The sequence below is a fragment of the Paenibacillus pinistramenti genome, from assembly GCF_005869875.1.
In the GTDB taxonomy this organism is placed as follows: Bacteria; Bacillota; Bacilli; order Paenibacillales; family Paenibacillaceae; genus Fontibacillus; species Fontibacillus pinistramenti.
This window is the reverse complement of sequence record NZ_VAWG01000008.1, coordinates 37560-59148: the sequence shown is the minus strand read 5'-3', so window position 1 is coordinate 59148 and position 21589 is coordinate 37560. Positions and strand designations below refer to the sequence as shown.

Sequence of the window (21589 nt, the reverse complement as noted above, 5' to 3'; positions counted from 1 at the left end):
CTTATTCTGCTTGTTCTTCCGTCTGAAAATGAGTCAGCGCCTTCTTCATGGACCCGGCCAGCTCTTCGAGCCTTGCGGAAAGGCCTACCAGCTGCTCGCTGACCTTAAACTGCATAGCCGACATGGATGCGGCCTCCTCGGTAGCTGCGCTGGTCTGCTGAACGGCGGAAGCGACACTGAGCATCGACCGCTGCAGCGTTGCCTGTGCCTCGGTCAAATCCCCAAGCGCTGCACCTGATACCTGGATCTGATCCAGGAACAGGTTCATTTCGGACGCTACCCGGCCGAAGATATCGGCAGCTTCTTTCACGGAATCCAGCTGGATGGCGAATACCGGGGAAATCCGGCCGACCACTCCGGCTGTTTCTTCCGTATCTCCGCTGATCTCATCAATCATGCGGGCAACATGGCCGATCGAGGCCTCCGACTGCTCGGACAGCTTGCGGATTTCCTCCGCGATGACTCTGAAGCCTCTTCCTGAGTCCCCGGCTCTGGCCGCTTCAATTGAAGCGTTAAGCGAGAGAATCTGGGTCTGTCTGGTCATCTCTGCCATAGGCGCCAGAATGGTCCGGATGAGTTCCGTATTGTGCCGCAGCTTGTCCGAAGTCTGGCTCAGCTCGCCTGCCATGGAGGAAGCGGCTTCCGTCTTCTCGACCAGCTCCTTCATATATCCCGATCCGTCTCCGCTGATGCCTGATACCCGGCGTGCCGCTTCTTCCATCATCCGGTTGGCTTCATTCATGCGCTGCATGCCAGCGCCGATGGTCTCAACGACCTGCTCGCCGTTCTCCGCTTCTGCCGCCATTCCGGCTGCACCAAGCGCAATTTCCCGGGTCACATTCGCGACTTCACCCGCCGTCTCGGAAGTACGGCGCGCTGCATGCGCCAGCTCTTCGGACGTGTTCAATACGCCTGCCGCCGAGTTGTTCGCTTCTCCGACCAATCCGGAGATCCGGTCCATCATCTGGTTAAAGCCTTTGCCCAGCATCCCGATTTCGTCACGGGATTTGAATTCGGTACGCACCTGGAGATTGCCGCGCTCGGCTTCCTCCATCAAATCGTTAAGCTGCACAAGCGGCTTTCTGACCAGGCGCGCTACATAGAGACCCACCAGCACAGCGACAATAACAGCACCTAAAATGATGCCGAATGTCACGACCAGCATACGGTTGGCCGCGCTCAGGAAGCCTTTCTCCGGAGCAAAGCCGATGAGCGTCCATCCGTTGGTAGACAGCGGTTTGTACACCACCCACTGCGAAGTCCCTTCTTTATCTTCTGCAGTAAAGAACCCGCCCTGCTGCGCAGAGTCCTTGCCAGCGGTTTCGGACTTGGCTTCGGACGCCGTATCCGGCTTAATGTCAGAAGCGGTCGCCAGCAGCTTGGTATCGGCTGCGTAGGTGATCTGTCCATCTTCGGACAGCAGTCTGGTTTCACTGTTGTCCCCGATGCTCAGCCCCGAAAGAATGGTATCCAGGGAGGAGGCCTTGAACTCGTACAGGAGGTAATAGGCAGCTTCCGGCTTCTGCAGATTCTTCAGTTCTCTTCCCATTGCGTATACAGGCACGGTGCTGTTATTGAAGAAGCCTTTTACCATTGCAGGGAACCACACGGGCTGTCCCCCTCCTGCATCAATCGCTTTTAATCTGGTTTTCGTTTCATCATCGGATCTGCTGCTGGCCATGCCTGTAGACTGGTAGCCCGTACCTTTCTGAACCGAAACCAGTCTGACGCCGGCAAGCCGGTCGTCCGAGCCTGCAAGCGCGTCGAGCTTCTGCTTGATGCGGTTCTCTGCCGCAGTCTTCTCAACCGTTCCTACCTGGCCATCCGGCAGGGATACGGTTTCCAGATCAGCTTTTAACGTTTGGTCTACTGCCATCTGCCTTGAGGAGGTTTCATATTCAGCAAAGAGAAAATCCAGCTTGTCCGCCGCCTGGCTGACCGCCTGAACGGAGGAACTGCTCACCTGGTCTTTGATGATGCCCTTGGCGGTATTGTAGGAGACGGCTCCCAATACGGCCGAAAGAAGCACCATCGCCGCAAACAGAATAGCGAATAGTTTGACCCCTATCGAATGAACCTTCATAAAACTTGTCTGCGGTAGCTTTACCTTCATTTTGCGTTCCCCCTCTAGTGTGATCCATGATTGTTGTCTGTATTTCTTTATATTTGTATAAAAAAGGTGCAGCCCGGAAATCCATCCGTTCTGCACCTTTCCTTTCAAAGGCGAAGGGTGCCGGTCCGGACTGCCGTATGGCGGCACCCGATTGCCTTGAAACCCTTTACTTTAGCCTTTGCTTGCGCCCGAAGTCAATCCATCAACCAGAAGGCGCTGCAGGAACATGAACAGCACGGTGATCGGAATGGCGATCAGAACCGCTCCGGCCGAGAACACGGTAAAGTTCGTATTTTGGTTGGTCGATACCATGTCGTACAAGCCGACGGCCAGTGTCCAATTTTCCTTGGTCCGCAGCACCAGTCTTGCAAAGATAAAGTCAACCCAAGGGCCGACGAACTGGGTCAGCGCGATGTAAGTCAGCATCGGCTTGGACAGCGGCAGGATAATTCGCGTGAAGATCTTGAAGTTGCTGGCGCCGTCAATTTTGGCCGCTTCATCCAAGGTTCTCGGAATCGTATCCAGGAAGCCCTTGGCTATAAACGTGCCGCCCAGCGGAGCACCGGCCGCATAAACGATGATAAGAGCCAGATGCGTATCAAGCAGATGGAACTCCTTAAGCAGCAAGTAAATGGCGATCATACTCATGAAGCCCGGGAACATCCCGAGAATCAGGATCGTAGACAAAGCTGTCTGCCGGCCCCGGAAGCGGAAGCGCGACACCGCATAGCTGGTGAGCAGCGTAAGCAGCACGCCGATCAGCATGGAGAAGACAGCAATCTTAAGCGTATTCAGGTACCACTGGCCAAACAGGATCGTATCCGACGTGAACAGTTCCTTATAGTGGTCGAGTGTAAAATGCTCCGGAATCAGCGTCTTGCTGTACAGCGATTTACCCGGCCGGAAAGAGCCGAGGACGACCCAAAGCGCCGGATATACAGCAGTAATCGCCAGCACGGCCAGAACCAGATAGCTGAGGGTCAGACGGATGGTTTTTCTAGCTTTTAACCCGCTCATTGAATCATATCCTCCTCTTTAAACGACTTCGTTCTGCGGTAGTTGTAGATAGAGAACGCGGCAATGATCAGGAAGATAATAATACCCACGGCGGAAGCCATGTTGTATTTGTTCTGATCAAGCGTCAGTTTATAGAGCCAGGTGACGAGCAGGTCGGTTGCACCCGCATACTGGTAATCCCCGACAACCGGATTCCCGTTGGTCAGCAGGAAGATCGCGTTAAAGTTGTTGATGTTGCCCGCAAACTGCATAATCAGCGTCGGAGCAGTGGAGAACAGAATCATCGGCAGGGTTACGATCCGGAATTTCTGGAAGCCGGTCGCACCGTCCACTTCTGCCGCCTCGTACATATCGCGCGGGATTGTAGTCAGTACGCCCATGATGAGAATCATGGAGACCGGAATACCAACCCACATATTGACGACAATAACGGTCACTTTAGCCCAGAACGGATCTGTCAGCCATGGCAGGCCGTCCAGACCGAAGTAGCCCAGATACTGGTTAATCGGACCAAACTGGCCGTTAAACATGTTGCGCATCACGAGCAGGGAGATCAGCTGAGGAATCGCATAAGGAATAATCAGAATGGTTCTCCAGAATCCTTTAAACTTGATGCCCTGCTGATTGATCAGAAGCGCTACCAGCAAACCGCCGAAATAAGTGGTGGCCGTTGACAGAACGGCCCAGATGATCGTCCAGATCAGGACGCCAAAGAACGTATGGCTCCAGGATTTGAGCGATACAAGGTTGCGGAACGTGTCAAAGCCGACCCAATCCACCAGCTTGGCAGGCGGAATATGATCCGGCGAAGAGTAGTTCGTGAAAGCAAGCAGGATCATAAAGATAATCGGCATAACAGTAAAGAACAGAATACCTGCAGCCGGCAGGGCCAGGAAGGCCTGCGCAAATTTATAATCCAGAATATAACGCACAGACTGTGCGAAACTGTTGGGTTTGACCCCTTGTTCCCGTTCAGCAGCCGTTCTGCGGGCATCCCGGATATTCATGACATAAATCAGAATAAAAATAAGCAGGATTATCAGCGTAATCAAGCTTTGTACAAGCAGATAAATGGAGTGATCCCCGTTAACGAATTTCCCGTTAACCTTGTGTCTTGCCGTTTCTCCCAGTGTGGCCATTCCCCAGAGCGCTCTGCCGAGCCTGCTGCTGAAATAGAAGATCCCCACCGCTTCGACGAGCAGATAAAGAATACCTTTGATGAATTGGCGGTTATATATTTGTCCCAATCCCATGCTTAAAATCGACAGTATAGTGGCTTTATTGCGGTGTCGGTCCATTCTCTTCTCCTTCCCTTCGCCAAACCATGGAAGTGCCCGCCGCTCTTCCAAGCGGCGGGCGGTCTTCTTACGGTTTGTTGTTGTCAGCCGGCTTATTTAGCCGCGCCGTTATTCAAATCCTTGATTTGCTGAGCGGCTTTATCCATTGCTTCCTTAGGATCTTTGCCGTTATCCCAGATTTCAGGCAAAGCTGCGTTCACAGGTGACCATACGTTGCCCATTTCAGGAATGGAAGGCATTGGCTGAGAGTTTTGAGTCTGCTCGGCAAATGCGGAGATATAGGGATCGTTCTTGATTTGGTCGGATTCAAGAGCTTCTTTGTTCGTTGGAATAGCGCCGACTTTTTCATTCAGTGTCAACTGAGCTTCTTTCGTTGTTGCAAATTCCGCGAACAATTTGGCCGCATTTGGATATTGAGTAAAGGAGTTTACATACCAAGCCTTGATACCGGAGAAGGAGATCGCTGCTTTACCGCCGATTGTAGGGATTGGAGCTACGCCCAGGTTGTCGCCGAGTGCTGCTTTGTAGCCGGCAAGCTCCCAAGGACCGTTGATATCCATAGCTACGTCGCCGGAGTTGAACAAGCTGCGTTTGATGTCCGGGTTGATGTCGCCGCTCTTAACTGGAAGAACTTCTTTCAAGGCTACATAAGTCTTCAAACCTTCAATTGCAGCATCGCTGTTGATGCCGATGTCATCTTTGTCTGTACCGTTCTGGCCGTAAATGTAACCGCCGGTTGTAGCGATAAACGGATAGTTATAGTACATGTTGCCTGTTTCCCACATGATGCCGTATTTATTCTTGGACTTATCTGTATAAGTTTTGCCGAAGGCAATTACGTCGTCAAAGGATTTTGGCGCTTCCTTCACAAGGCTCTTATTGTAGTACAGCGCATAAGTTTCAGCGGATCTAGGATATCCGTAAAGCGCGCCGTCATAGGTTACAGCCTGAATGGAAGCTTCTGTGTTATTGTTTGTAGTTTCTTCAGCAAACTCGTCGTTCTCAAGCAGCAATCCGGCTTCTACCGCTCTGCCCAGGTTGTCGTGAGGGAATACTACAACGTCTGCAGCCAGTCCCGAAGGTCCGTCCTGTGTGAGCTTCGTAACCTGATCGGCAGGTGCTACTTCTTCAATCTTAACAGGTACGCCGTATTTCTCTGTAAACTGCTTGGCGATTTCATCTGTATAAACTCTTTCTTCCTTACTATCCCAAACCACCAGCTGGGCGCCGTCTTCAGGCGTAATTGCTGCACCGCCTGCCGAGTCATTCGTGCTGCTGTTCGCTGCGCTTTCCGTCCCCGCGTTGCTGCTTGCGTCAGCCGCTGCATTTCCCCCGTTGTTGCTTGAACCGCATGCCGTAATAGACACCATCAGGGTCAGGGCAGCGAGCAATGCCGTAAACTTCTTCCGTTTCATAAATGTGAATCCCCTTTCTCATCGTTTATAAAATGGTCCTGCAGAGAAGCAAAATATAGCGCAAACGATTCCACAAGAAACGGCATTTTCTCTTGTTATTTCCGATTTACCAATCGTTTATAACCGTTTTCTGTCCGTTTTCTCTTTTGGAAAGCGCTTCATTACTGTCGCAATCATACAACAGCATGCCCATACTGTAAAAACGTTTGCACAAATCATTTTAGGCTGTTTTCACTGGTTTCTCTCTAGTTTGCTCGTTAAATCTCTTTGTTTCGTAAAAATTCGAATTTATACAAAGCTCACTTCCTATGCTATAGTGTTTCCGAAATGAAAATGCTGGATGGATGGCAACAGGAGTTTTTGGGGAAACTTTCCTTATTCAAGCCGTCAAAGCCGCTCTAGACAACGGCCAGCTGATAATTTGAAGGCAATGTGTTCCGTAAGGTACATCCTCGGCTATTGTGCAGCAGCCCGGGTCATGTGCCTTTTTCATTTTTGGTCTAACTAAAAAAGGAGGAATTTAACATGCAGCTTGAAGCGGTTTACCACCGTCCGAAATTAAACTGGGCCTATGCTTATGATGAAAAAACCATTCATCTGAGACTCCGAACCAAGAAGAATGACGTATCCGAGGTGTTCGCCTGGACGGGCGACAAATATGCCTGGGACGATACGAAAGAGCTGATTCCGATGGAGAGAGCTTGCAGCGATGTCATGTTCGACTATTGGGAATGCGAAGTGCAGCCTCCCTTCCGCCGCCTGAAATATGGATTTCTGCTGAAGAACGGCGACGAGGCCTGGTGGATGACGGAAACCGACTTCCTTCAGGAACGGCCTAAAGTGCCGGATCGGCTGTTTGACTTTCCTTTTATCAACCCGGTTGATATTTTTAAAGCCCCGGAGTGGGTTAAGGACGCTGTGTTCTATCAAATCTTTCCCGAGCGTTTCGCTAACGGGGATTCCTCTTTGGACCCGGAAGGCGTTCTGCCATGGGGCGGCAAGCCTGAACGGGATAACTTTTTCGGCGGCGATCTGCAGGGCGTGATTGATCATCTCGACCATCTAACCGAGCTTGGCGTAACGGGCATTTATTTCACCCCGGTCTTCGAGGCGACAACAAACCACAAATACGATACGCAGGATTATATGAAGATCGACCCTCATTTTGGAGATAAGGACACGCTGAAGAAGCTTGTGGATCTGTGCCACGAGCGCGGCATCCGGGTACTGCTGGACGCGGTATTTAATCACGCCGGGCGCACCTTCGCTCCATTTGTGGATGTACGGGAGAATGGAGAACAGTCGAAATATAAAGACTGGTTCCACATCCGTGAGTTCCCGCTGAACGTGAAGGACGGCATCCCGACCTACGATACCTTTGCATTCGAACCGATGATGCCGAAGCTGAACACCGAGCATCCTGAAGTGAAAGAGTATCTGCTGAACGTGGCGGAATATTGGATCAAGGAGACCGGCATCGACGGCTGGCGTCTGGATGTGGCCAACGAAGTCGACCACTATTTCTGGCGCGAATTCCGCCAAAGAGTCAAAGCCGTTAATCCGGACGCCTATATCCTGGGCGAAATCTGGCATGAAGCCTCGCCATGGCTGCAGGGAGACCAGTTTGACGCCGTGATGAACTATCCGTTCACCGATGCCGTTCTCGACTTTGTAGTCCGCGGCACGCTGGACGCCAGACAGTTTACAGAAGCCATCGGCAGACAGCTGTCCCGCTATCCGCGCCAGGCAAGCGAAGCTGCCTTCAATCTGCTGGACAGCCATGATACGCCGCGCCTGCTCACCCTGTGTGAAGGCAGCAAGAGCAAAATGAAGCTGGCCTCCCTGTTCCAGTTCACTTATCCGGGAACGCCATGCATTTATTACGGTGATGAGATCGGGATGGACGGCGAGCAGGATCCGGACTGCCGGAAATGTATGGTTTGGGAAGAAGAGAACCAGGACCGCATGCTGTTTGATTTCTACCGCAGACTGATTGAAGTGCGGAAGTCGAACCCTGCACTGCGGACCGGCTCCCTGCATTTCCTTCAGGCGGAAGCCGGCGGCACCACTCTCGCTTATGAACGGCGCCTTGGAGATGAGAGTCTGCTGGTTCTGCTGAATAACGATGCTACGATCCAGACTATTCAAGTGGCTCAGCCTGATGGAAGCTGGAAGGATGAATTCACCGGAGAAGTTTATGAAGCCAAGCGGGGACGGCTGAGTGTGAAGCTGCCGGCATACGGATATGCCATTCTTGTCCCTGTCAAGTAAGCGCAACTATTTACAAGATTCAAAGCATCCATTAAGATAAGGGCAAACGGTTTCACTAAAGGAGGTTGCTCATGGCTGTAACGATTAAGGATGTTGCAAAAATGGCCGGAGTATCACCATCCACCGTGTCCCGGGTGCTGTCCAATCATCCCAGAATCAGCGCAGAAACCTCCAGAAAAGTGAAAGATGTGATGGAGGAACTCGGCTACCATCCCAATATCATGGCGAAGAGCCTCGTGTCCAAAACGACAAACACCATTTGTGTGCTCCTGCCGAAGCCGGCAGAGGAGCTGTTCTCGAACCTCTTCTTCATGGAGCTGATCCGGGGCATTGTCGCACAGGCGAACCGCGCCGGCTACGATGTTCTGCTCAGCTCCGGAAGCAGCGAGAAGGAAGAGCTCGGGGCAGTATCCCGGCTGCTGAACGGCCGCAGGGTTGACGGTGCAATCCTTCTCTACTCGAGAAAAGACGATCCCGTTGTCGATTTCCTGCTTGAGCACGGTTATCCTTTTACACTGATCGGGCGGAGTGAAGAGCATCCGGACATCTTGACCGTAGATACGGATAACGTCCAGGCCGCTTATGACGCCACCAAGCATTTGATTACGATGGGCCATGAGCGGATTGGATTTGTCAGCGGGCCGCCTAACCTGGTCGTTTCCCAGGACCGGCTGCTCGGCTACCGCCTGGCGATGGCCGACTCGGAGCTTGAAGTTCGTCCGGAATGGATTGTGGAGGGTGAGTTTCTGCAGGAGAGCGGGTACCGGGCCATGTCGTTTATCATGAACCTGCCGGCCCGCCCGACTGCGCTTGTTGTAGTCGATGATATGGTTTCGTTTGGCGTTCTAAGGGGACTGCATGAGCTGAAATACAAGGTGCCCGATGATCTGGGCATTGTGAGCTTTAACAACATTCCGCTGTCGGAGCTCTCAACCCCGCCGATCAGCAGCATTGACATCGGCATCTACCACCTGGGCTATACAGCCTCCCAGCTGCTCATTCAAGCGATTCAGAATGACGGCGCAGGCTATCAGCCGGTAAGACAGGTGATTCCTCACAGGCTGATTGTCCGTGAGTCCTCTGCTTTCGCTGTTCCGCGGAAGTAAGCGCCCTCTGGCCTGCAAGACCCGGCATACGGTGGACCGGGCCGGCATCAAATATATGAAGCAGCCTGCTGCTTCATATATTTTTTAAAGCTTGTTCAAACGTTTGCGCAATTTATGATCATTTGATGACTTATTTATACGAGGAGGCAATATAAATGGAGGCCATACAAGCTTGCCTGTTTGATCTGGATGGAGTTCTGGTGGATACCGCCAAATATCATTACCAGGCTTGGAAGCGCTTAGCTGAGGAGCTTGGATTTGAATTTACCGAGCAGGACAATGAACGGCTGAAAGGGGTTAGCCGGGATGCTTCGCTGCAGATTCTGCTTGAGGTTGGCGGCATCACCGTAGAGGAAGAGGAAAGAAAGCGGCTGGCCGAGCGTAAGAATAACTGGTATGTCGAGTCCATTTCACGCATGGATGCTTCCGAAATCCTGCCCGGCGCGCTTGAGTTCCTTAAGGACTGCCAGGCTAATGGCATCAAGACCGCCCTCGGCTCCGCCAGCAAGAACGCCCAGCTGATTCTGAACAATACGGGCCTTGCCGCCTATTTCGACGCCATTGTTGACGGTACTTTAACCTCCAGAGCCAAACCGGATCCCGAAGTGTTCTTGCTCGGCGCCGAGAAGTTAGGCGTTGCCCCTTCGGCCTGTGTCGTCTTTGAAGACGCCGAGGCTGGAATTGAAGCGGCAGTGCGTGCAGGCATGCGGTCCGTTGGCATTGGTTCGCCCGCTATTTTGACCAAGGCTGCTCTCGTCCTCCCTTCCCTGGAAGGCTTCTCAGCCGATCGGTTATTTCAGGAGCTTAAGGCAGCTATTTAATCCTGACGGCACAAGCAAGGATATAAGCGTGCGGCCTGTTTCCTCTTACTTCCATAAATAAAGCTAATGACAAAGGAGCCGGTAATCATGAAGCAGTATTTAAAAGTTGACGAATGGTCCATTATTGAGGATTCGTTTGATCCATCGACGCAGGAAATTTCGGAAAGTATCTTCAGCATCGGCAATGGTTATATGGGCCAGCGGGCCAATTTCGAAGAGCAGTACGGCGGACGTACGCTGCAGGGCAGCTATATGGCCGGCGTTTATTATCCCGATAAGACACGGGTCGGCTGGTGGAAAAACGGTTATCCCGAATATTTTGCAAAGGTTCTGAATTCGACCAACTGGATCGGCATTGATGTCGAAATTGACGGAACTCCGCTGGACCTGGCCAGCTGCAAGGTTAAGGAATTCAGACGCGAGCTGAACATGAAAGAAGGCGTGCTGTCCCGCGCATTCGTGGCCGAGCTGGAGGACGGCAAAGAGATCCGGGTTGAGGCTGTACGCTTTGTGAGCGCCAAACGGCATGAGATCGGTGCAATCCGCTACGCCGTCACCCCGCTGAACTTCAGCGGCAAGCTGAACTTCACGCCTTACCTGGACGGAGATATTCAGAACAAGGACTCCAACTACGAAGAGAAGTTCTGGAGCGAGGTTGAGAAGCAGGCCGGGGCAGGCGGCGGATACCTGACGCTCAAAACGAAAAAGCTCGACTTCCATGTCACCTCAGTTATGTCTTACCTGCTGCAGAAGGACGGACAAACGATCCAGCCTGAACCGACTGCGATTGAACGGGAAAAATATGTGGCAGGCACATTTACCATCGATGCTGCGCAGGGCGAAACCGTAACCCTGTTCAAATACGTTGCGAATGTTACCTCCCGCAATTTCGGGCTTGGACAGCTTGTTGAAGCCGGTCAGAAGCTGGTGCAGGAAGCTGCAGAAGCAGGCTTTGACGTGCTGCTGCAGGAGCAGTCGGAAGCTTGGGCCGCTAAATGGAAGGAAAGCGACATCGTCATTGAAGGCGACCCGGCAGCGCAGCAGGCGATCCGGTTTAATATTTTCCAATTGAACCAGACTTATAACGGCGAAGACGACCGTCTGAATATCGGGCCTAAAGGCTTTACCGGGGAAAAATACGGCGGCAGCACGTACTGGGACACTGAAGCTTACTGCCTGCCTTTCTACCTGAGCACAGCGGACTCTTCCATCGCCCGCAACCTGCTGATCTACCGCTACAAACATCTTGAGAAGGCCCGCGAGAACGCGCGCAAGCTCGGGTTCACCAAAGGCGCCCTGTATCCGATGGTTACGATGAACGGCGAGGAATGCCATAACGAATGGGAGATTACGTTTGAGGAGATCCACCGCAACGGCGCGATCGCCCATGCCATTTATGATTATGTGAACTATACCGGCGACAAGGCTTATCTCGGCCAATATGGTCTCGAGGTGCTCGTTGAAATCTCCCGGTTCTGGGAGCAGCGGGTTACCCGCTCCACCGCTAAAGGCAAATACGTTATGCTTGGCGTAACCGGCCCGAACGAATATGAAAATAACGTCAACAACAACTGGTACACCAACCGGATTGCCGCTTGGACGCTGGAATACACCCTCGAAGTGCTGGCAGAGCTGGAGAAGAATGAACCTGCCCGTTATGCCGAACTGAAGGAACAGCTGAAGCTGGAGAACGAAGAGCAGTCGGCCTGGAAGGATATCATCGCCAATATGTACTATCCTTACGACGAGGAACGCGGAGTCTTCCTGCAGCAGGACGGCTTCCTGGACAAAGAGCTGCTTCCGGTCAAAGAGCTGGATCCGGTACACCTGCCGCTGAATCAGAACTGGTCCTGGGACCGCATTCTGCGCTCCTGCTATATTAAACAGGCTGACGTGCTGCAGGGGCTTTATTTCCTGGGCGACCGCTACGATCTGGAGACGAAGAAGCGGAATTTCGATTTCTACGAGCCGCTGACCGTTCACGAGTCCTCCCTGTCCCCTTGCCTGCATAACATTTTGGCCTGCGAGCTTGGATACCGGGAAAAAGCTTATGAAATGTATCTGCGTACTGCCCGCCTCGACCTCGACAACTACAACAACGATACCGAAGACGGCTGCCACATTACGAGCATGGCCGGCACCTGGATGTCTGTCGTTCAAGGCTTCGGCGGCCTGCGTGTAGCCAATGGGGAGCTTGTGCTCAAGCCGTTTATTCCGGAGCACTGGACTTCGTTCTCGTTCAAGGTTATGTTCCGCGGCGCACGGTTAAAAGTTAGTGTGCAGGGCGATGAAATTACGGTTTATAACGAGACCGAAACACCGGCTCCTGTGCGCATCTACGAGCAGAGCTTTACCGTAGAGGGCCTGTCGGAAATTAAATCCTTTAACGTTAAAGCCAGTGTATAAATCAGAAAAATGCCTCAACAGGAGGAAACAGCAATGAATCGAGCATACTGGAAAGAAGCGGTTGTTTATCAAATCTATCCGCGCAGCTTTAAAGACAGCAATGGAGACGGGATCGGCGATCTGAAAGGGATAACGTCCAAGCTGGATTATCTGAAGGAACTTGGCGTAGACGTGGTCTGGCTGTCTCCGGTCTATAAATCGCCTAATGACGATAACGGCTATGACATCAGCGATTACTACGACATTATGGATGAATTCGGCACCCTGGCCGATTGGGAAGAGCTGCTTGAAGGCCTGCACAGCCGCGGCATCAAGCTGATGATGGACCTGGTGGTTAACCATTCTTCCGATGAGCACGCCTGGTTTGTCGAATCCCGCAAATCGAAGGATAACCCTTACCGCGACTACTATATCTGGCGCAAGGGCGGCCCGGACGGAAGTCCTCCGAACAACTGGGGCTCCTTCTTCAGCGGTTCGGCCTGGCAGTATGACGAAGCAACGGACGAATATTATCTGCACTTATTCTCAAAGAAACAGCCTGATCTGAACTGGGAGAATCCGCAGGTCCGTTCCTCCATTTACGAGATGATGAAGTTCTGGCTGGATAAAGGCGTGGACGGCTTCCGGATGGACGTGATTAACGTAATCTCCAAGGCTGAGGGCCTGCCTTCCAATGGAACGGAGAAGTTTGGCGACGGCAGTCCGTACTTTATGAACGGGCCCCGCGTTCACGAATTTCTGCATGAAATGAACCGGGAAGTGCTGTCCAAATATCCGGTGATGACCGTCGGTGAAACGCCGGGCGCAACCGTGGAAGAAGCGAAGAAATACACGGCCGAAGACCGCGAAGAGCTGCAAATGCTGTTCCAATTCGAGCATATGGACATTGACTCCGGCGTGGGAGGCAAATGGGACGTGGCCAATTGGACGCTTCCGAAGCTTCGGCAGGTGCTGGACAAATGGCAGCATGGCCTCGCCGAGCAAGGCTGGAACAGCCTGTATCTCAACAACCATGACCAGCCCCGGATGGTCTCCCGCTTTGGCGATGACGGCCAGTACCGGGTGCAGTCGGCCAAGATGCTGGCCACCCTGCTCCATACGCTGAAAGGTACGCCGTACATCTATCAGGGCGAAGAAATCGGCATGACCAACGTCCGGTTTGAATCGCTTGACGATTACAGGGATATCGAGATTCATAACATGTACCGGGAGAAAGTAACCGAGGGCGGCGAAGATCACGATACGATCCTGCAGGCGATTTACACCAAAGGACGCGATAATGCCCGCACACCGATGCAGTGGAGCAGTGAGCCTAACGGCGGCTTCACTACCGGAACACCTTGGATCAAGGTGAACCCGAACCACAAGGAGATCAATGTAGAGCAGGCGATGCAGGATCCGGACTCTATTTTTCATTATTACAAGAAGCTGCTCTCTCTCCGCAAGGAGAACCTGATCATGGCATATGGGGAATACACCCCTATTCTGCCCGAGCATGAGGATCTTTACGCCTATACCCGCACGCTCGGCGACGAGCAGTGGCTGGTTCTGCTGAATTTCTTCGGCCGGGAAATCAAGCTCGAGCTGCCGGAAGAGCTGCAGATTGCGGGTAAATCCCTTATTATCGGGAACTATCCGGAAGAAGGAGCAAGCACCGAAGTGCTCCGTCCGTATGAAGCCAGAGTGTACCGGATGAGAGGCTAAACGTAAACGGAAAATTAGCGGTCCGGCGAGCTATTGGCCGGCTCCGGAAGTAAGACGATAGCAATGACTATAGCAAGACGATAGCAATAACGATAGCAATAACGATAGCAACGGTCCATTCGAAGTACACTCCTTAGAAGAGGCGTTGGTCTGAACCTCTGGTTCAACCGATGTATTCTAGGGGGTGTATTTTTTTTGCCGGCAAGAGTCCTTATGTACAATTAAAATTGGTTTAGTCTTTCTATAGCGAAAAAAAAGCCGCAATTACCTTGCGGCTTTTTAAACCTTTTTCCATGTATACCATTGCCATAAAGAATACCTTCACACAAGCCTGCCTCTCGTCGATGCAGAACCACACTAACGCCCGATCAGAATCCAGCTCCACTTCCATCTGCGCAGCAGTTTGTAGAAGCCCAGCGACAGCAGCAATATAACCGGGGCCCCCAGCCAAGTCAAATAATGATAATAAGCGCCGTACCGGTTCACCGCCTCCAGCCTCCAATAATGGAGAAACAGCGGGTGTACGAGAAAGATAGCGAACGACGCCGCGCCTATGCCGGACAGAAAACGGGCCAGCCAGCTGTTGTTCAATAGCCGGAATAGCCCATTCGCAATTATCAGCAGGGAAAGGCATGCCGAAGCGGTGAACAGGTAATAGATACCGAAGTTAAAGTACATTTTGTAAGGGATCAGCCGCGGCTCCCACTCGTAATAAAGCTTGCTCGCAAAGACGAACGCAAGGCCGCTCAGGATAAAGGCCGGAAGCAGCAGCCAAAGCCACTTCGACAGCACGGCGGTTACCCGCTCGTAATTCATGCCTGCCAGGGCTCCCAGTGAAAATAACAGAAAATAGGTCGCAAAGATATCGCCGGACGGCCAGTGCAGCACTTTGTTGTTCAGAAAATAAAAAGCCGTCTGAAACAGCACTGCAAAAGGAATCAGGAACCTCGCGGCGTGCTTCTTCTGCAGGATAAAGAGCAGCAGAGGAAACAGCACATAATACTGGATCAGCATGACAAAATAGTACAAATGCTCATAATTATTGCCGGTGAGCAGGCTGCCGAGGAACTGCTTCATATGATCAAATGGAGCGTTTCCCTTCTCGCTCTGGACCATCAGAAAATAAACAAACGACCAGACCACATAAGGGACAAAGATGTACAGCAGGCGTTTCTTGTAAAAACCTGCCACCCACCCTCTCCTGGGCCGCTCAGGGTCCCAATAATTGTAGAAGAGCACCAGTCCGCTCAGAAACACAAACGATGGAACGGCGAACTGGCTGAATCTGTTCCAGAAATCGTAGAATATGGCTAAAAGGCTGTCAGGACGCTGCCGCATTCTCACAACCGGATTTGAAGTCACATGAATGATAATAACGGCCGAAATGGCCAGCGCCCTGTAAATGTCCAGGCTTTCAATCTTGGGCTTGGCGGCCGGCCTGGATGCCGGCTTCTGCACAGGTGTCGTGTTCAGCATCGGAGAAGTCACTTTGGAATCCCTTCTTTCGGCGGTCATTCGTCGAATTACCCCTTTAATTCTGGTTTCGTCCCCTGTCTATTCTTAACTTTACCCAAACCTGAATGCCGCCAAGCGAACCTAAGAAGTGGCAAATCCTCCCAAAGAATATAAATTAAGCCTGGTCAATCCAGACGGTTTTATCCAGGACAGGCTCCCGTTTGCCGGCTGGCAGCTCTTTCACTGCAGGATAGCCGATGTACAGGAATCCCAGCATTTTACCCTGATCGCCAAGTCCAAACGTCTTGTTCATCACCGGATGATAGGCCTGCTCGCCGGTTCTCCAAACGGCAGCCAGATTCAAGCCGTGGATCTCCAGCAGCATGTTCTGGATAGCGGCGAATACGGCGCCGTACTCTTCCAGCTCTACGACACCCGGCTTATCCGAGGGCTGGACCGCTACGCCGATAATAACGGGGGCGCGTTTGACCTTCTCTTCAGCCTTGGCCAGCAGCTCGGCCGCCTGCTCTTCGCTGACATCCCCCGCTTCCAGCCTGGAGATTTCAGCCAGCGCACGCGCAAGCTTCTTGCGTCCTTCCCCTTTCATCACAAAAAACGTCCAGGGCTCAGTGCGCCGGTGGTTCGGGGCCCACGTCCCTGCTTCCAATATGCGTTCAATCAATTCCCGGGAAACGGCTTCTCCTGTCACTTTGCCGATGCTTCGGCGGGTGCGGATGGCTTCAAAAATATTCATTTTCTGATCATTCCCTTCCAAATTGATGATGTCCATGTTCAGCCTATCCTTTCTGATGTCCTTCGTCAACCTGCAATAAGAAAACGCTGTCATCAGCGGAACAGCTGTGAATTAGCCGCTTTGCGCGGCGTTATGCGCTTGCCCGTTGCGAGGCTTGCCAGGCTTTATACCGGATAAAGCTTGTCCTTGCGCACATATTCGAGCAGGTGGTCTACGGAGCGCATCGCATACTCCTTATGAAGCAGTTCCCCGCCTTGCAGAATGACCACGGCAGGCACGCTTTCAATCCGCCAGCGCTCCCGCAGCATGGGGGCAAAATTGATGTTGAGCTTGGAGAGCCGCACGCAGCGCCCGGTTGCTCCGGCAACCTCCAGCATCCGCTCCCCAACCCGGCAGGTTCCGCACATCGGCGTGGAGAACAGGACGACTTCCCGCCCCTGGCCGGGTTCGAGCCGGCTGAGGAGCTGTTGTTCGGTGATTTCCGGCAGCGGCATGTGTCTTCACTTCCTTTTTAACGTAAATACTGGGCTGTTCATTATTTAACTTCTTGTTAACAATAGCAAATCCTCTATTTAACAAACGTGAGATAAGGTTTTCTATAGAGAATTTGTCCATGCGGCAAATTTTATAAAGCTTATTTCTATATTTAACCCAAGAAACTAAGGAGGTCATGATTAATTTGAGAAGAAAAAGGTTAAAAAAAGCGCTGCCGGCAGCCCTGTTCTCCGCGTCGCTCCTGCTCGGCTCCCTGAACGCTGCGGCCGCAGAGACTGGAGTTATTCCGTCCGATGTAACACCGCCTTCAGCGGCATGGGGAACCTTCGCAGACAGCTATAAGAATAACAGCACCGACCATATGTCCCCGGACGAGAATCCGGCCCTCGGCATCCTCTCCGGCTACAGCAGCCTCTGGAAGACCGGCGACGCCTGGAATACAGGCACCAAGCTGAACCAGGCGCTCCTTGACGCCAATATTCAAAAGGTTGTAGACATCACGAACAGCCGCACCCAAAGAGAAGCGGAAGCTGCTTATTACGATGACCGGAGAAACCAGAGCTACAGCGTTTCCGACGGCTTGGGCCCGCTAACTGAAGCTTTCCGGGCTTACGCCTGGGCCTCCACAACGATCGACAGCATTCCGGCGGATGCGACAACTACAAAATATGACGACAAAGGCAGCGCCGGCAGCACCGATTCGCCGCTCGGCCCCATGGTCAAGCTCGTCAGTACGCTGCGCGGCAGCTATTCCTCCACTTCTCCGGCCAAAGCCTTCTTCCAGTATCCGCGCCCTTTCCGCTGGAGCGATGAGGTTGTCGTCGTTCCGCAGCTGGTTCCGGCGGAGAACGCCGATCCGACCAATGACGGCGGCTATCCGAGCGGACATACCAACGCTGCTTATCTGGCCGCATTCGCCATGGCCTATGCCGTCCCTGAGAGGTTCCAGGAGCTGCTGACCCGCGCCTCCGAGCTGGGCAACAACCGGATTGTCGCCGGTATGCACTCTCCGTTTGACGTCATGGGCGGCCGGATGATGGCGACCGCGCTGGCGGCGGCGATTCTGAATGATCCCGATAATGCTGACATCAAGAAAGCCGCTTATAATAACGCGCATGAGGTACTGCTGGCGAAGATCGGCACCTCCGAGGACCGGTTCAGCAACTATGAGAGCAACAAGAAGGCCTTCACCGAACGGCTGACTTACGGCTTCACGCCAACCGGCGACACCAGCAAACCGGTGGTTGTGCCAAAAGGAGCCGAGGTGCTGCTTGAGACACGCCTGCCGTATCTGGATGCCACGCAGCGCCGCTGGGTGCTCGCAACGACCGGACTGCCTTCCGGCAATCCGGTGCTGGACGACGCCGAGGGCTGGGGCCGCCTCAACCTGTTTGCGGCTGCAGACGGCTACGGTGCGTTCGCGCAGGACGTGACGGTTAACATGGACGCAGCCAAAGGCGGCTTTAATGCCGAGGACAGCTGGCGCAACGACATCTCCGGCTCCGGCAGGCTGACCAAGACCGGGACAGGCACCCTGCACCTGGAAGGAAACAACTCGTACACCGGCGGCACGCAGGTGGAACTGGGAACGCTGGAGGCGGATTCCCAGACAGCCCTGGGCAACGGAGCAGTTACGAATAACGGCGGCACGGTAAGTGAAGACGCGGCTGGAGCGGTGCAGATTGGCGGCGGCTTCACGCAATCCGCTAACGGCACGCTGGAGCTGAACATCAGCAGCAAGGCTGACGTTCTGCAAATCCAAGGCGAAGCCGCTCTGGGCGGAAAGCTGGTGCTGAACTTTGCGGGCGGCTTTGTGCCGGAGGACGGTTTTACGATTATACAGAGCGGTTCTGTGAAGGCCGGAAGCAGGTTCGCTTCCGTTACCGCAACCGGTCTGCAAAGCTCGTATCAAACGGAGCTGGTCTATACCGCAGACAGCGTGCAGCTGCGCGTGACGAAGAAATAAGCCTGATCCGCAGCGCACCCAGGTCTTAAAACATCAAAATCCCCCCATCTGAGCACTTCCAGTGCCCGGATGCGGGGATTATTTTTTTCCACATTTAGAACAGCAGAAAAATGGTTCTTGACCTCCCCGGTATTCTGCGTTACTATGTAGTAGTAATAAGTAACACTAAATACATGTATTACAGAGTACTGAACAAATAAAGCGATATACAGATGGAGGTACCGATTTGGATAACATTACGGAAATGCTGAAAGGAGTGCTTGAGGGTTGTGTGCTTGAAATCATCAGCCGCGGCGAAACGTACGGCTATGAAATCACGCATCAGCTGCGGGAGCTTGGGTTCGCCGATGTCGTTGAAGGCACCGTGTATACCATTACCATGAGGCTGGAGAAGAACAACCTGGTCGACATTGAGAAGAAGCCCTCCACGATGGGACCGCCGAGAAAATTTTACACCCTCAATGCGGAAGGTCAGGAGCAGCTGAAAATCTTTTGGAGAAAATGGGATTTCATCTCCAGTAAAATGAACGAGCTCAAAGCCAAATCACCGGAAGGGGCGAAGAACAATGAATTTATTTGAGAAAATGATCGGAAGCCTGGATGACAAGCGGGAATGGAGAGCGCTCGAGGCACGGGCAAAAGCACTGCCAAGCGAATACCGCAAGGCTTATAAAGCGATCCAGAAATATCTGTGGACCGCTGGCGGCACTACCGACTGGAAGGACATCAGCCGCATCTTTGGCAGCCTGCTCGACCTCTTCGAGGAAGGTGCAGCGGAAGGCAGAAAGGTCACTGACCTGACGGGCGAGGACGCAGCCGCTTTCTGCGACGAACTTGTGAAGGACACGACGACCTGGAAAGATAAGTACCGCAAGAAGCTGAATGATACGCTTGGCCGCGGCTGACGCAGGAAGGCCATCCAACCGACAATTCAACCGGTCCGACTGAATAGCTGATTACCAAGGAGGAATGCCCTCTTCCGCTGTTCAGTTTTATTTTTACACCAGTAGTCAGTAATACAGATTATCAGTCAGACAGAGTAGAGGCATGAAACGGCTAGGCTAACTTTTATAAGGAGGAATAACGATGGGCCATACAGCGATTTCGGTAAGAGGATTAACAAAGTCTTTTAAAGACAAAGAGGTCTTGAAAGGGGTGGATTTTGAGGTGGGGCGCGGGGAGATTTTTGCGCTGCTGGGCTCAAACGGAGCGGGCAAAACGACGACGGTGAACATTCTCTCCACTCTGGTAAAGCCGGATGGCGGCGAAGCAGAGATTTGCGGCTTTGACGTTCAGCGTCAGCCGGAGCAGGTGCGCCGGAGCATCAGCCTTACAGGACAGTTTGCCGCTATAGACGGCATGCTGACCGGACGGGAAAATCTGATCATGATCGCCAAGCTGCGGGGAGTTCCCCATCCGGTTCAAACCGCCGGCAGCCTGCTTGACAGATTCAGCTTGAAGGAAGCGGCTAACCGCCGTGCGGACAAATATTCCGGCGGCATGAAGCGCCGGCTCGATATTGCCATGAGTCTGATCGGGACTCCGGCCGTTATTTTTCTCGATGAACCGACGACTGGGCTTGACCCCGAAGCGCGGATTGAAGTCTGGAATACCGTCAAGGAGCTTGCCGGCGGCGGCACGGCCATCGTGCTGACTACGCAGTATCTGGAGGAAGCAGAACAGCTGGCTGACCGGATCGGCATTCTGCATGGCGGAACCCTCATCAAGACGGGCACTCTGTCCGAGCTGAAGAAGATGTTCCCCCCGGCGAAAGTGGAATATATCGAGAAGCAGCCGACACTTGAGGACATTTTTCTTGAAATCATCGGCAATAAGGAGGAGAAATAAATGAGAAATCCAACAGGAGTACTGCTTGGACGCATGATGCGCACGATTCTGAGAAGTCCGGATACGATTATTACGGTGGCGATTACCCCGATCATGATGATGCTGCTCTTTGTCTACGTATTTGGCGGCGCTATACAAACAGGCACGGGCCCTTATATCAACTATTTACTGCCGGGAATTCTGCTGATCGCCATCGCGTCCGGCATAGCGTACACCTCCCTGCGTCTCTTTACAGATGTAAAAAGCGGGCTGATGGCGCGTTTCATGACCATGCCCATCAAGCGGTCGTCGGTCCTATGGGCCCATGTGCTGACCTCGTTAGTGTCCAACGCACTCACTGTCTTGGTGGTAATCCTCGTCGCGCTCGTGATGGGCTTCCGTTCCCACGCTGATCTTCTGCACTGGCTCGCCGCAGCCGGCATCCTCGGGGTGTTTACAATGGCGCTGGCCTGGCTGGCGGTCATTACCGGATTGACAGCCCGATCTATGGAAGGGGCGACGGCCTACTCGTATCCGCTGATTTTTCTCCCCTTTATCAGTTCAGCCTTTGTCCCTACCGAAACGATGCCCCAAATAGTCCGCGCATTCGCAGAGCACCAGCCGGTCACCTCCATCGTGAATTCGATTCGCGCCCTCCTGTATGAGGGAACGGTTGGCAGTGAAATCTGGACAGCGCTGGCCTGGTGCATCGGCATCATGATCGTTTCTTACTTCGTTGCCAGAAGAGCCTTTAAGCACCAATTAGGCTAGGTGTCCAGCCCATACAAGACCATACAAGACAGAAAGTGACCCGCTGCGATAGAAAAAGAAAAAGGGACTGCCCTGCAAGGCGGCCGTGACCGCGGCCGCTTGCTCCGGCAAGCCCTCTATCACGTATATGCCATCCTCGCGGGCAGCCCTTAATTATTTTTATGCAAAAT

17 protein-coding genes are annotated in these 21589 nt (G+C 52.9%); 10 read left to right on the top strand and 7 right to left on the bottom strand.

The window, feature by feature from the left end:
* Position 1: 1 nt before the first annotated feature.
* The 4 genes from FCN15_RS11195 to FCN15_RS11180 all read right to left on the bottom strand — a co-directional run bounded on the left by FCN15_RS11195 (position 2) and on the right by FCN15_RS11180 (position 5843).
* Positions 2 to 2113, bottom strand: coding sequence for a methyl-accepting chemotaxis protein (locus FCN15_RS11195; protein WP_238996633.1), 2112 nt, complete (start codon positions 2111 to 2113; stop codon positions 2 to 4).
* Positions 2114 to 2284: 171 nt separating this feature from the next.
* Complete coding sequence (locus FCN15_RS11190; RefSeq protein WP_138495101.1) at positions 2285 to 3130, bottom strand: sugar ABC transporter permease; 846 nt, start codon at positions 3128 to 3130, stop codon at positions 2285 to 2287.
* Positions 3127 to 4428: a carbohydrate ABC transporter permease gene (locus tag FCN15_RS11185; RefSeq protein ID WP_138495100.1), complete on the bottom strand. Its 1302-nt coding sequence runs from the start codon at positions 4426 to 4428 to the stop codon at positions 3127 to 3129. The genes FCN15_RS11190 and FCN15_RS11185 overlap by 4 nt, the downstream gene beginning before the upstream one ends.
* A 92-nt stretch (positions 4429 to 4520) precedes the next feature.
* Entirely contained in the window at positions 4521 to 5843 is a 1323-nt protein-coding gene (locus tag FCN15_RS11180; RefSeq protein ID WP_138495099.1) for a sugar ABC transporter substrate-binding protein, read from the bottom strand.
* A gap of 525 nt (positions 5844 to 6368) precedes the next feature.
* Between FCN15_RS11180 and FCN15_RS11175 the strand changes: the two genes are divergently transcribed.
* The 5 genes from FCN15_RS11175 to FCN15_RS11155 all read left to right on the top strand — a co-directional run bounded on the left by FCN15_RS11175 (position 6369) and on the right by FCN15_RS11155 (position 14151).
* Positions 6369 to 8114: an alpha-glycosidase gene (locus tag FCN15_RS11175; protein ID WP_138495098.1), complete on the top strand. Its 1746-nt coding sequence runs from the start codon at positions 6369 to 6371 to the stop codon at positions 8112 to 8114.
* Between the two features lie 71 nt (positions 8115 to 8185).
* The gene (locus tag FCN15_RS11170; protein ID WP_138495097.1) at positions 8186 to 9220 is read left to right on the top strand and encodes a LacI family DNA-binding transcriptional regulator; all 1035 of its coding nucleotides are present in this window, start codon (positions 8186 to 8188) and stop codon (positions 9218 to 9220) included.
* Between the two features lie 155 nt (positions 9221 to 9375).
* A complete protein-coding gene (pgmB, locus tag FCN15_RS11165; protein WP_138495096.1) occupies positions 9376 to 10041 on the top strand; it encodes a beta-phosphoglucomutase in 666 nt (221 codons plus the stop codon).
* A gap of 87 nt (positions 10042 to 10128) precedes the next feature.
* Positions 10129 to 12447 (top strand): glycoside hydrolase family 65 protein, encoded by a 2319-nt coding sequence (locus FCN15_RS11160; RefSeq protein ID WP_138495095.1) that lies wholly within the window; start codon positions 10129 to 10131, stop codon positions 12445 to 12447.
* 33 nt (positions 12448 to 12480) lie between these two features.
* A complete protein-coding gene (locus FCN15_RS11155) occupies positions 12481 to 14151 on the top strand; it encodes a glycoside hydrolase family 13 protein (RefSeq protein ID WP_138495094.1) in 1671 nt (556 codons plus the stop codon).
* Between the two features lie 357 nt (positions 14152 to 14508).
* Here the strand turns inward: FCN15_RS11155 and FCN15_RS11150 are convergent, their stop codons facing one another.
* From FCN15_RS11150 to FCN15_RS11140, 3 genes are all read right to left on the bottom strand, one after another.
* Positions 14509 to 15666: an acyltransferase gene (locus FCN15_RS11150; protein WP_138495093.1), complete on the bottom strand. Its 1158-nt coding sequence runs from the start codon at positions 15664 to 15666 to the stop codon at positions 14509 to 14511.
* A gap of 115 nt (positions 15667 to 15781) precedes the next feature.
* The gene (locus FCN15_RS11145) at positions 15782 to 16360 is read right to left on the bottom strand and encodes a nitroreductase family protein (protein ID WP_138495188.1); all 579 of its coding nucleotides are present in this window, start codon (positions 16358 to 16360) and stop codon (positions 15782 to 15784) included.
* 164 nt (positions 16361 to 16524) lie between these two features.
* Positions 16525 to 16854: a thioredoxin family protein gene (locus tag FCN15_RS11140; protein WP_138495092.1), complete on the bottom strand. Its 330-nt coding sequence runs from the start codon at positions 16852 to 16854 to the stop codon at positions 16525 to 16527.
* 176 nt (positions 16855 to 17030) lie between these two features.
* On the opposite strand from FCN15_RS11140, the gene FCN15_RS11135 reads away from it, so the two are divergent.
* The 5 genes from FCN15_RS11135 (at position 17031) to FCN15_RS11115 (ending at position 21419) form a co-directional block, all read left to right on the top strand.
* Positions 17031 to 18821 carry an acid phosphatase gene (locus FCN15_RS11135; protein WP_138495091.1) on the top strand — a complete coding sequence of 597 codons (1791 nt, stop codon included), beginning with the start codon at positions 17031 to 17033 and terminating at the stop codon, positions 18819 to 18821.
* 226 nt (positions 18822 to 19047) lie between these two features.
* Positions 19048 to 19401 (top strand): PadR family transcriptional regulator, encoded by a 354-nt coding sequence (locus tag FCN15_RS11130; protein ID WP_138495090.1) that lies wholly within the window; start codon positions 19048 to 19050, stop codon positions 19399 to 19401.
* Positions 19388 to 19726 (top strand): DUF1048 domain-containing protein, encoded by a 339-nt coding sequence (locus tag FCN15_RS11125; protein ID WP_138495089.1) that lies wholly within the window; start codon positions 19388 to 19390, stop codon positions 19724 to 19726. Before FCN15_RS11130 ends, FCN15_RS11125 begins: the two co-directional genes overlap by 14 nt.
* Before the next feature lie 181 nt (positions 19727 to 19907).
* On the top strand, positions 19908 to 20669 hold the full coding sequence (locus tag FCN15_RS11120) for an ABC transporter ATP-binding protein (RefSeq protein WP_138495088.1): 762 nt from the start codon (positions 19908 to 19910) through the stop codon (positions 20667 to 20669).
* Positions 20670 to 21419, top strand: coding sequence for an ABC transporter permease (locus FCN15_RS11115; RefSeq protein WP_138495087.1), 750 nt, complete (start codon positions 20670 to 20672; stop codon positions 21417 to 21419). It begins immediately after the preceding gene.
* Positions 21420 to 21589 lie beyond the last annotated feature (170 nt).

Excerpts from the sequence above, each read along its gene's own strand:
- FCN15_RS11180 (WP_138495099.1), bottom strand. The coding sequence starts at position 5,843 with ATGAAACGGAAGAAGTTTACGGCATTGCTCGCTGCCCTGACCCTGATG.
- FCN15_RS11120 (WP_138495088.1), top strand. The coding sequence starts at position 19,908 with ATGGGCCATACAGCGATTTCGGTAAGAGGATTAACAAAGTCTTTTAAA.
- pgmB (WP_138495096.1), top strand. The coding sequence starts at position 9,376 with ATGGAGGCCATACAAGCTTGCCTGTTTGATCTGGATGGAGTTCTGGTG.
- FCN15_RS11135 (WP_138495091.1), top strand. The coding sequence starts at position 17,031 with ATGATTAATTTGAGAAGAAAAAGGTTAAAAAAAGCGCTGCCGGCAGCC.
- FCN15_RS11145 (WP_138495188.1), bottom strand. The coding sequence starts at position 16,360 with ATGAATATTTTTGAAGCCATCCGCACCCGCCGAAGCATCGGCAAAGTG.
- FCN15_RS11150 (WP_138495093.1), bottom strand. The coding sequence starts at position 15,666 with ATGACCGCCGAAAGAAGGGATTCCAAAGTGACTTCTCCGATGCTGAAC.
- FCN15_RS11160 (WP_138495095.1), top strand. The coding sequence starts at position 10,129 with ATGAAGCAGTATTTAAAAGTTGACGAATGGTCCATTATTGAGGATTCG.
- FCN15_RS11125 (WP_138495089.1), top strand. The coding sequence starts at position 19,388 with ATGAATTTATTTGAGAAAATGATCGGAAGCCTGGATGACAAGCGGGAA.
- FCN15_RS11195 (WP_238996633.1), bottom strand. The coding sequence starts at position 2,113 with ATGAAGGTAAAGCTACCGCAGACAAGTTTTATGAAGGTTCATTCGATA.
- FCN15_RS11140 (WP_138495092.1), bottom strand. The coding sequence starts at position 16,854 with ATGCCGCTGCCGGAAATCACCGAACAACAGCTCCTCAGCCGGCTCGAA.
- FCN15_RS11170 (WP_138495097.1), top strand. The coding sequence starts at position 8,186 with ATGGCTGTAACGATTAAGGATGTTGCAAAAATGGCCGGAGTATCACCA.
- FCN15_RS11185 (WP_138495100.1), bottom strand. The coding sequence starts at position 4,428 with ATGGACCGACACCGCAATAAAGCCACTATACTGTCGATTTTAAGCATG.
- FCN15_RS11115 (WP_138495087.1), top strand. The coding sequence starts at position 20,670 with ATGAGAAATCCAACAGGAGTACTGCTTGGACGCATGATGCGCACGATT.
- FCN15_RS11190 (WP_138495101.1), bottom strand. The coding sequence starts at position 3,130 with ATGAGCGGGTTAAAAGCTAGAAAAACCATCCGTCTGACCCTCAGCTAT.
- FCN15_RS11155 (WP_138495094.1), top strand. The coding sequence starts at position 12,481 with ATGAATCGAGCATACTGGAAAGAAGCGGTTGTTTATCAAATCTATCCG.
- FCN15_RS11175 (WP_138495098.1), top strand. The coding sequence starts at position 6,369 with ATGCAGCTTGAAGCGGTTTACCACCGTCCGAAATTAAACTGGGCCTAT.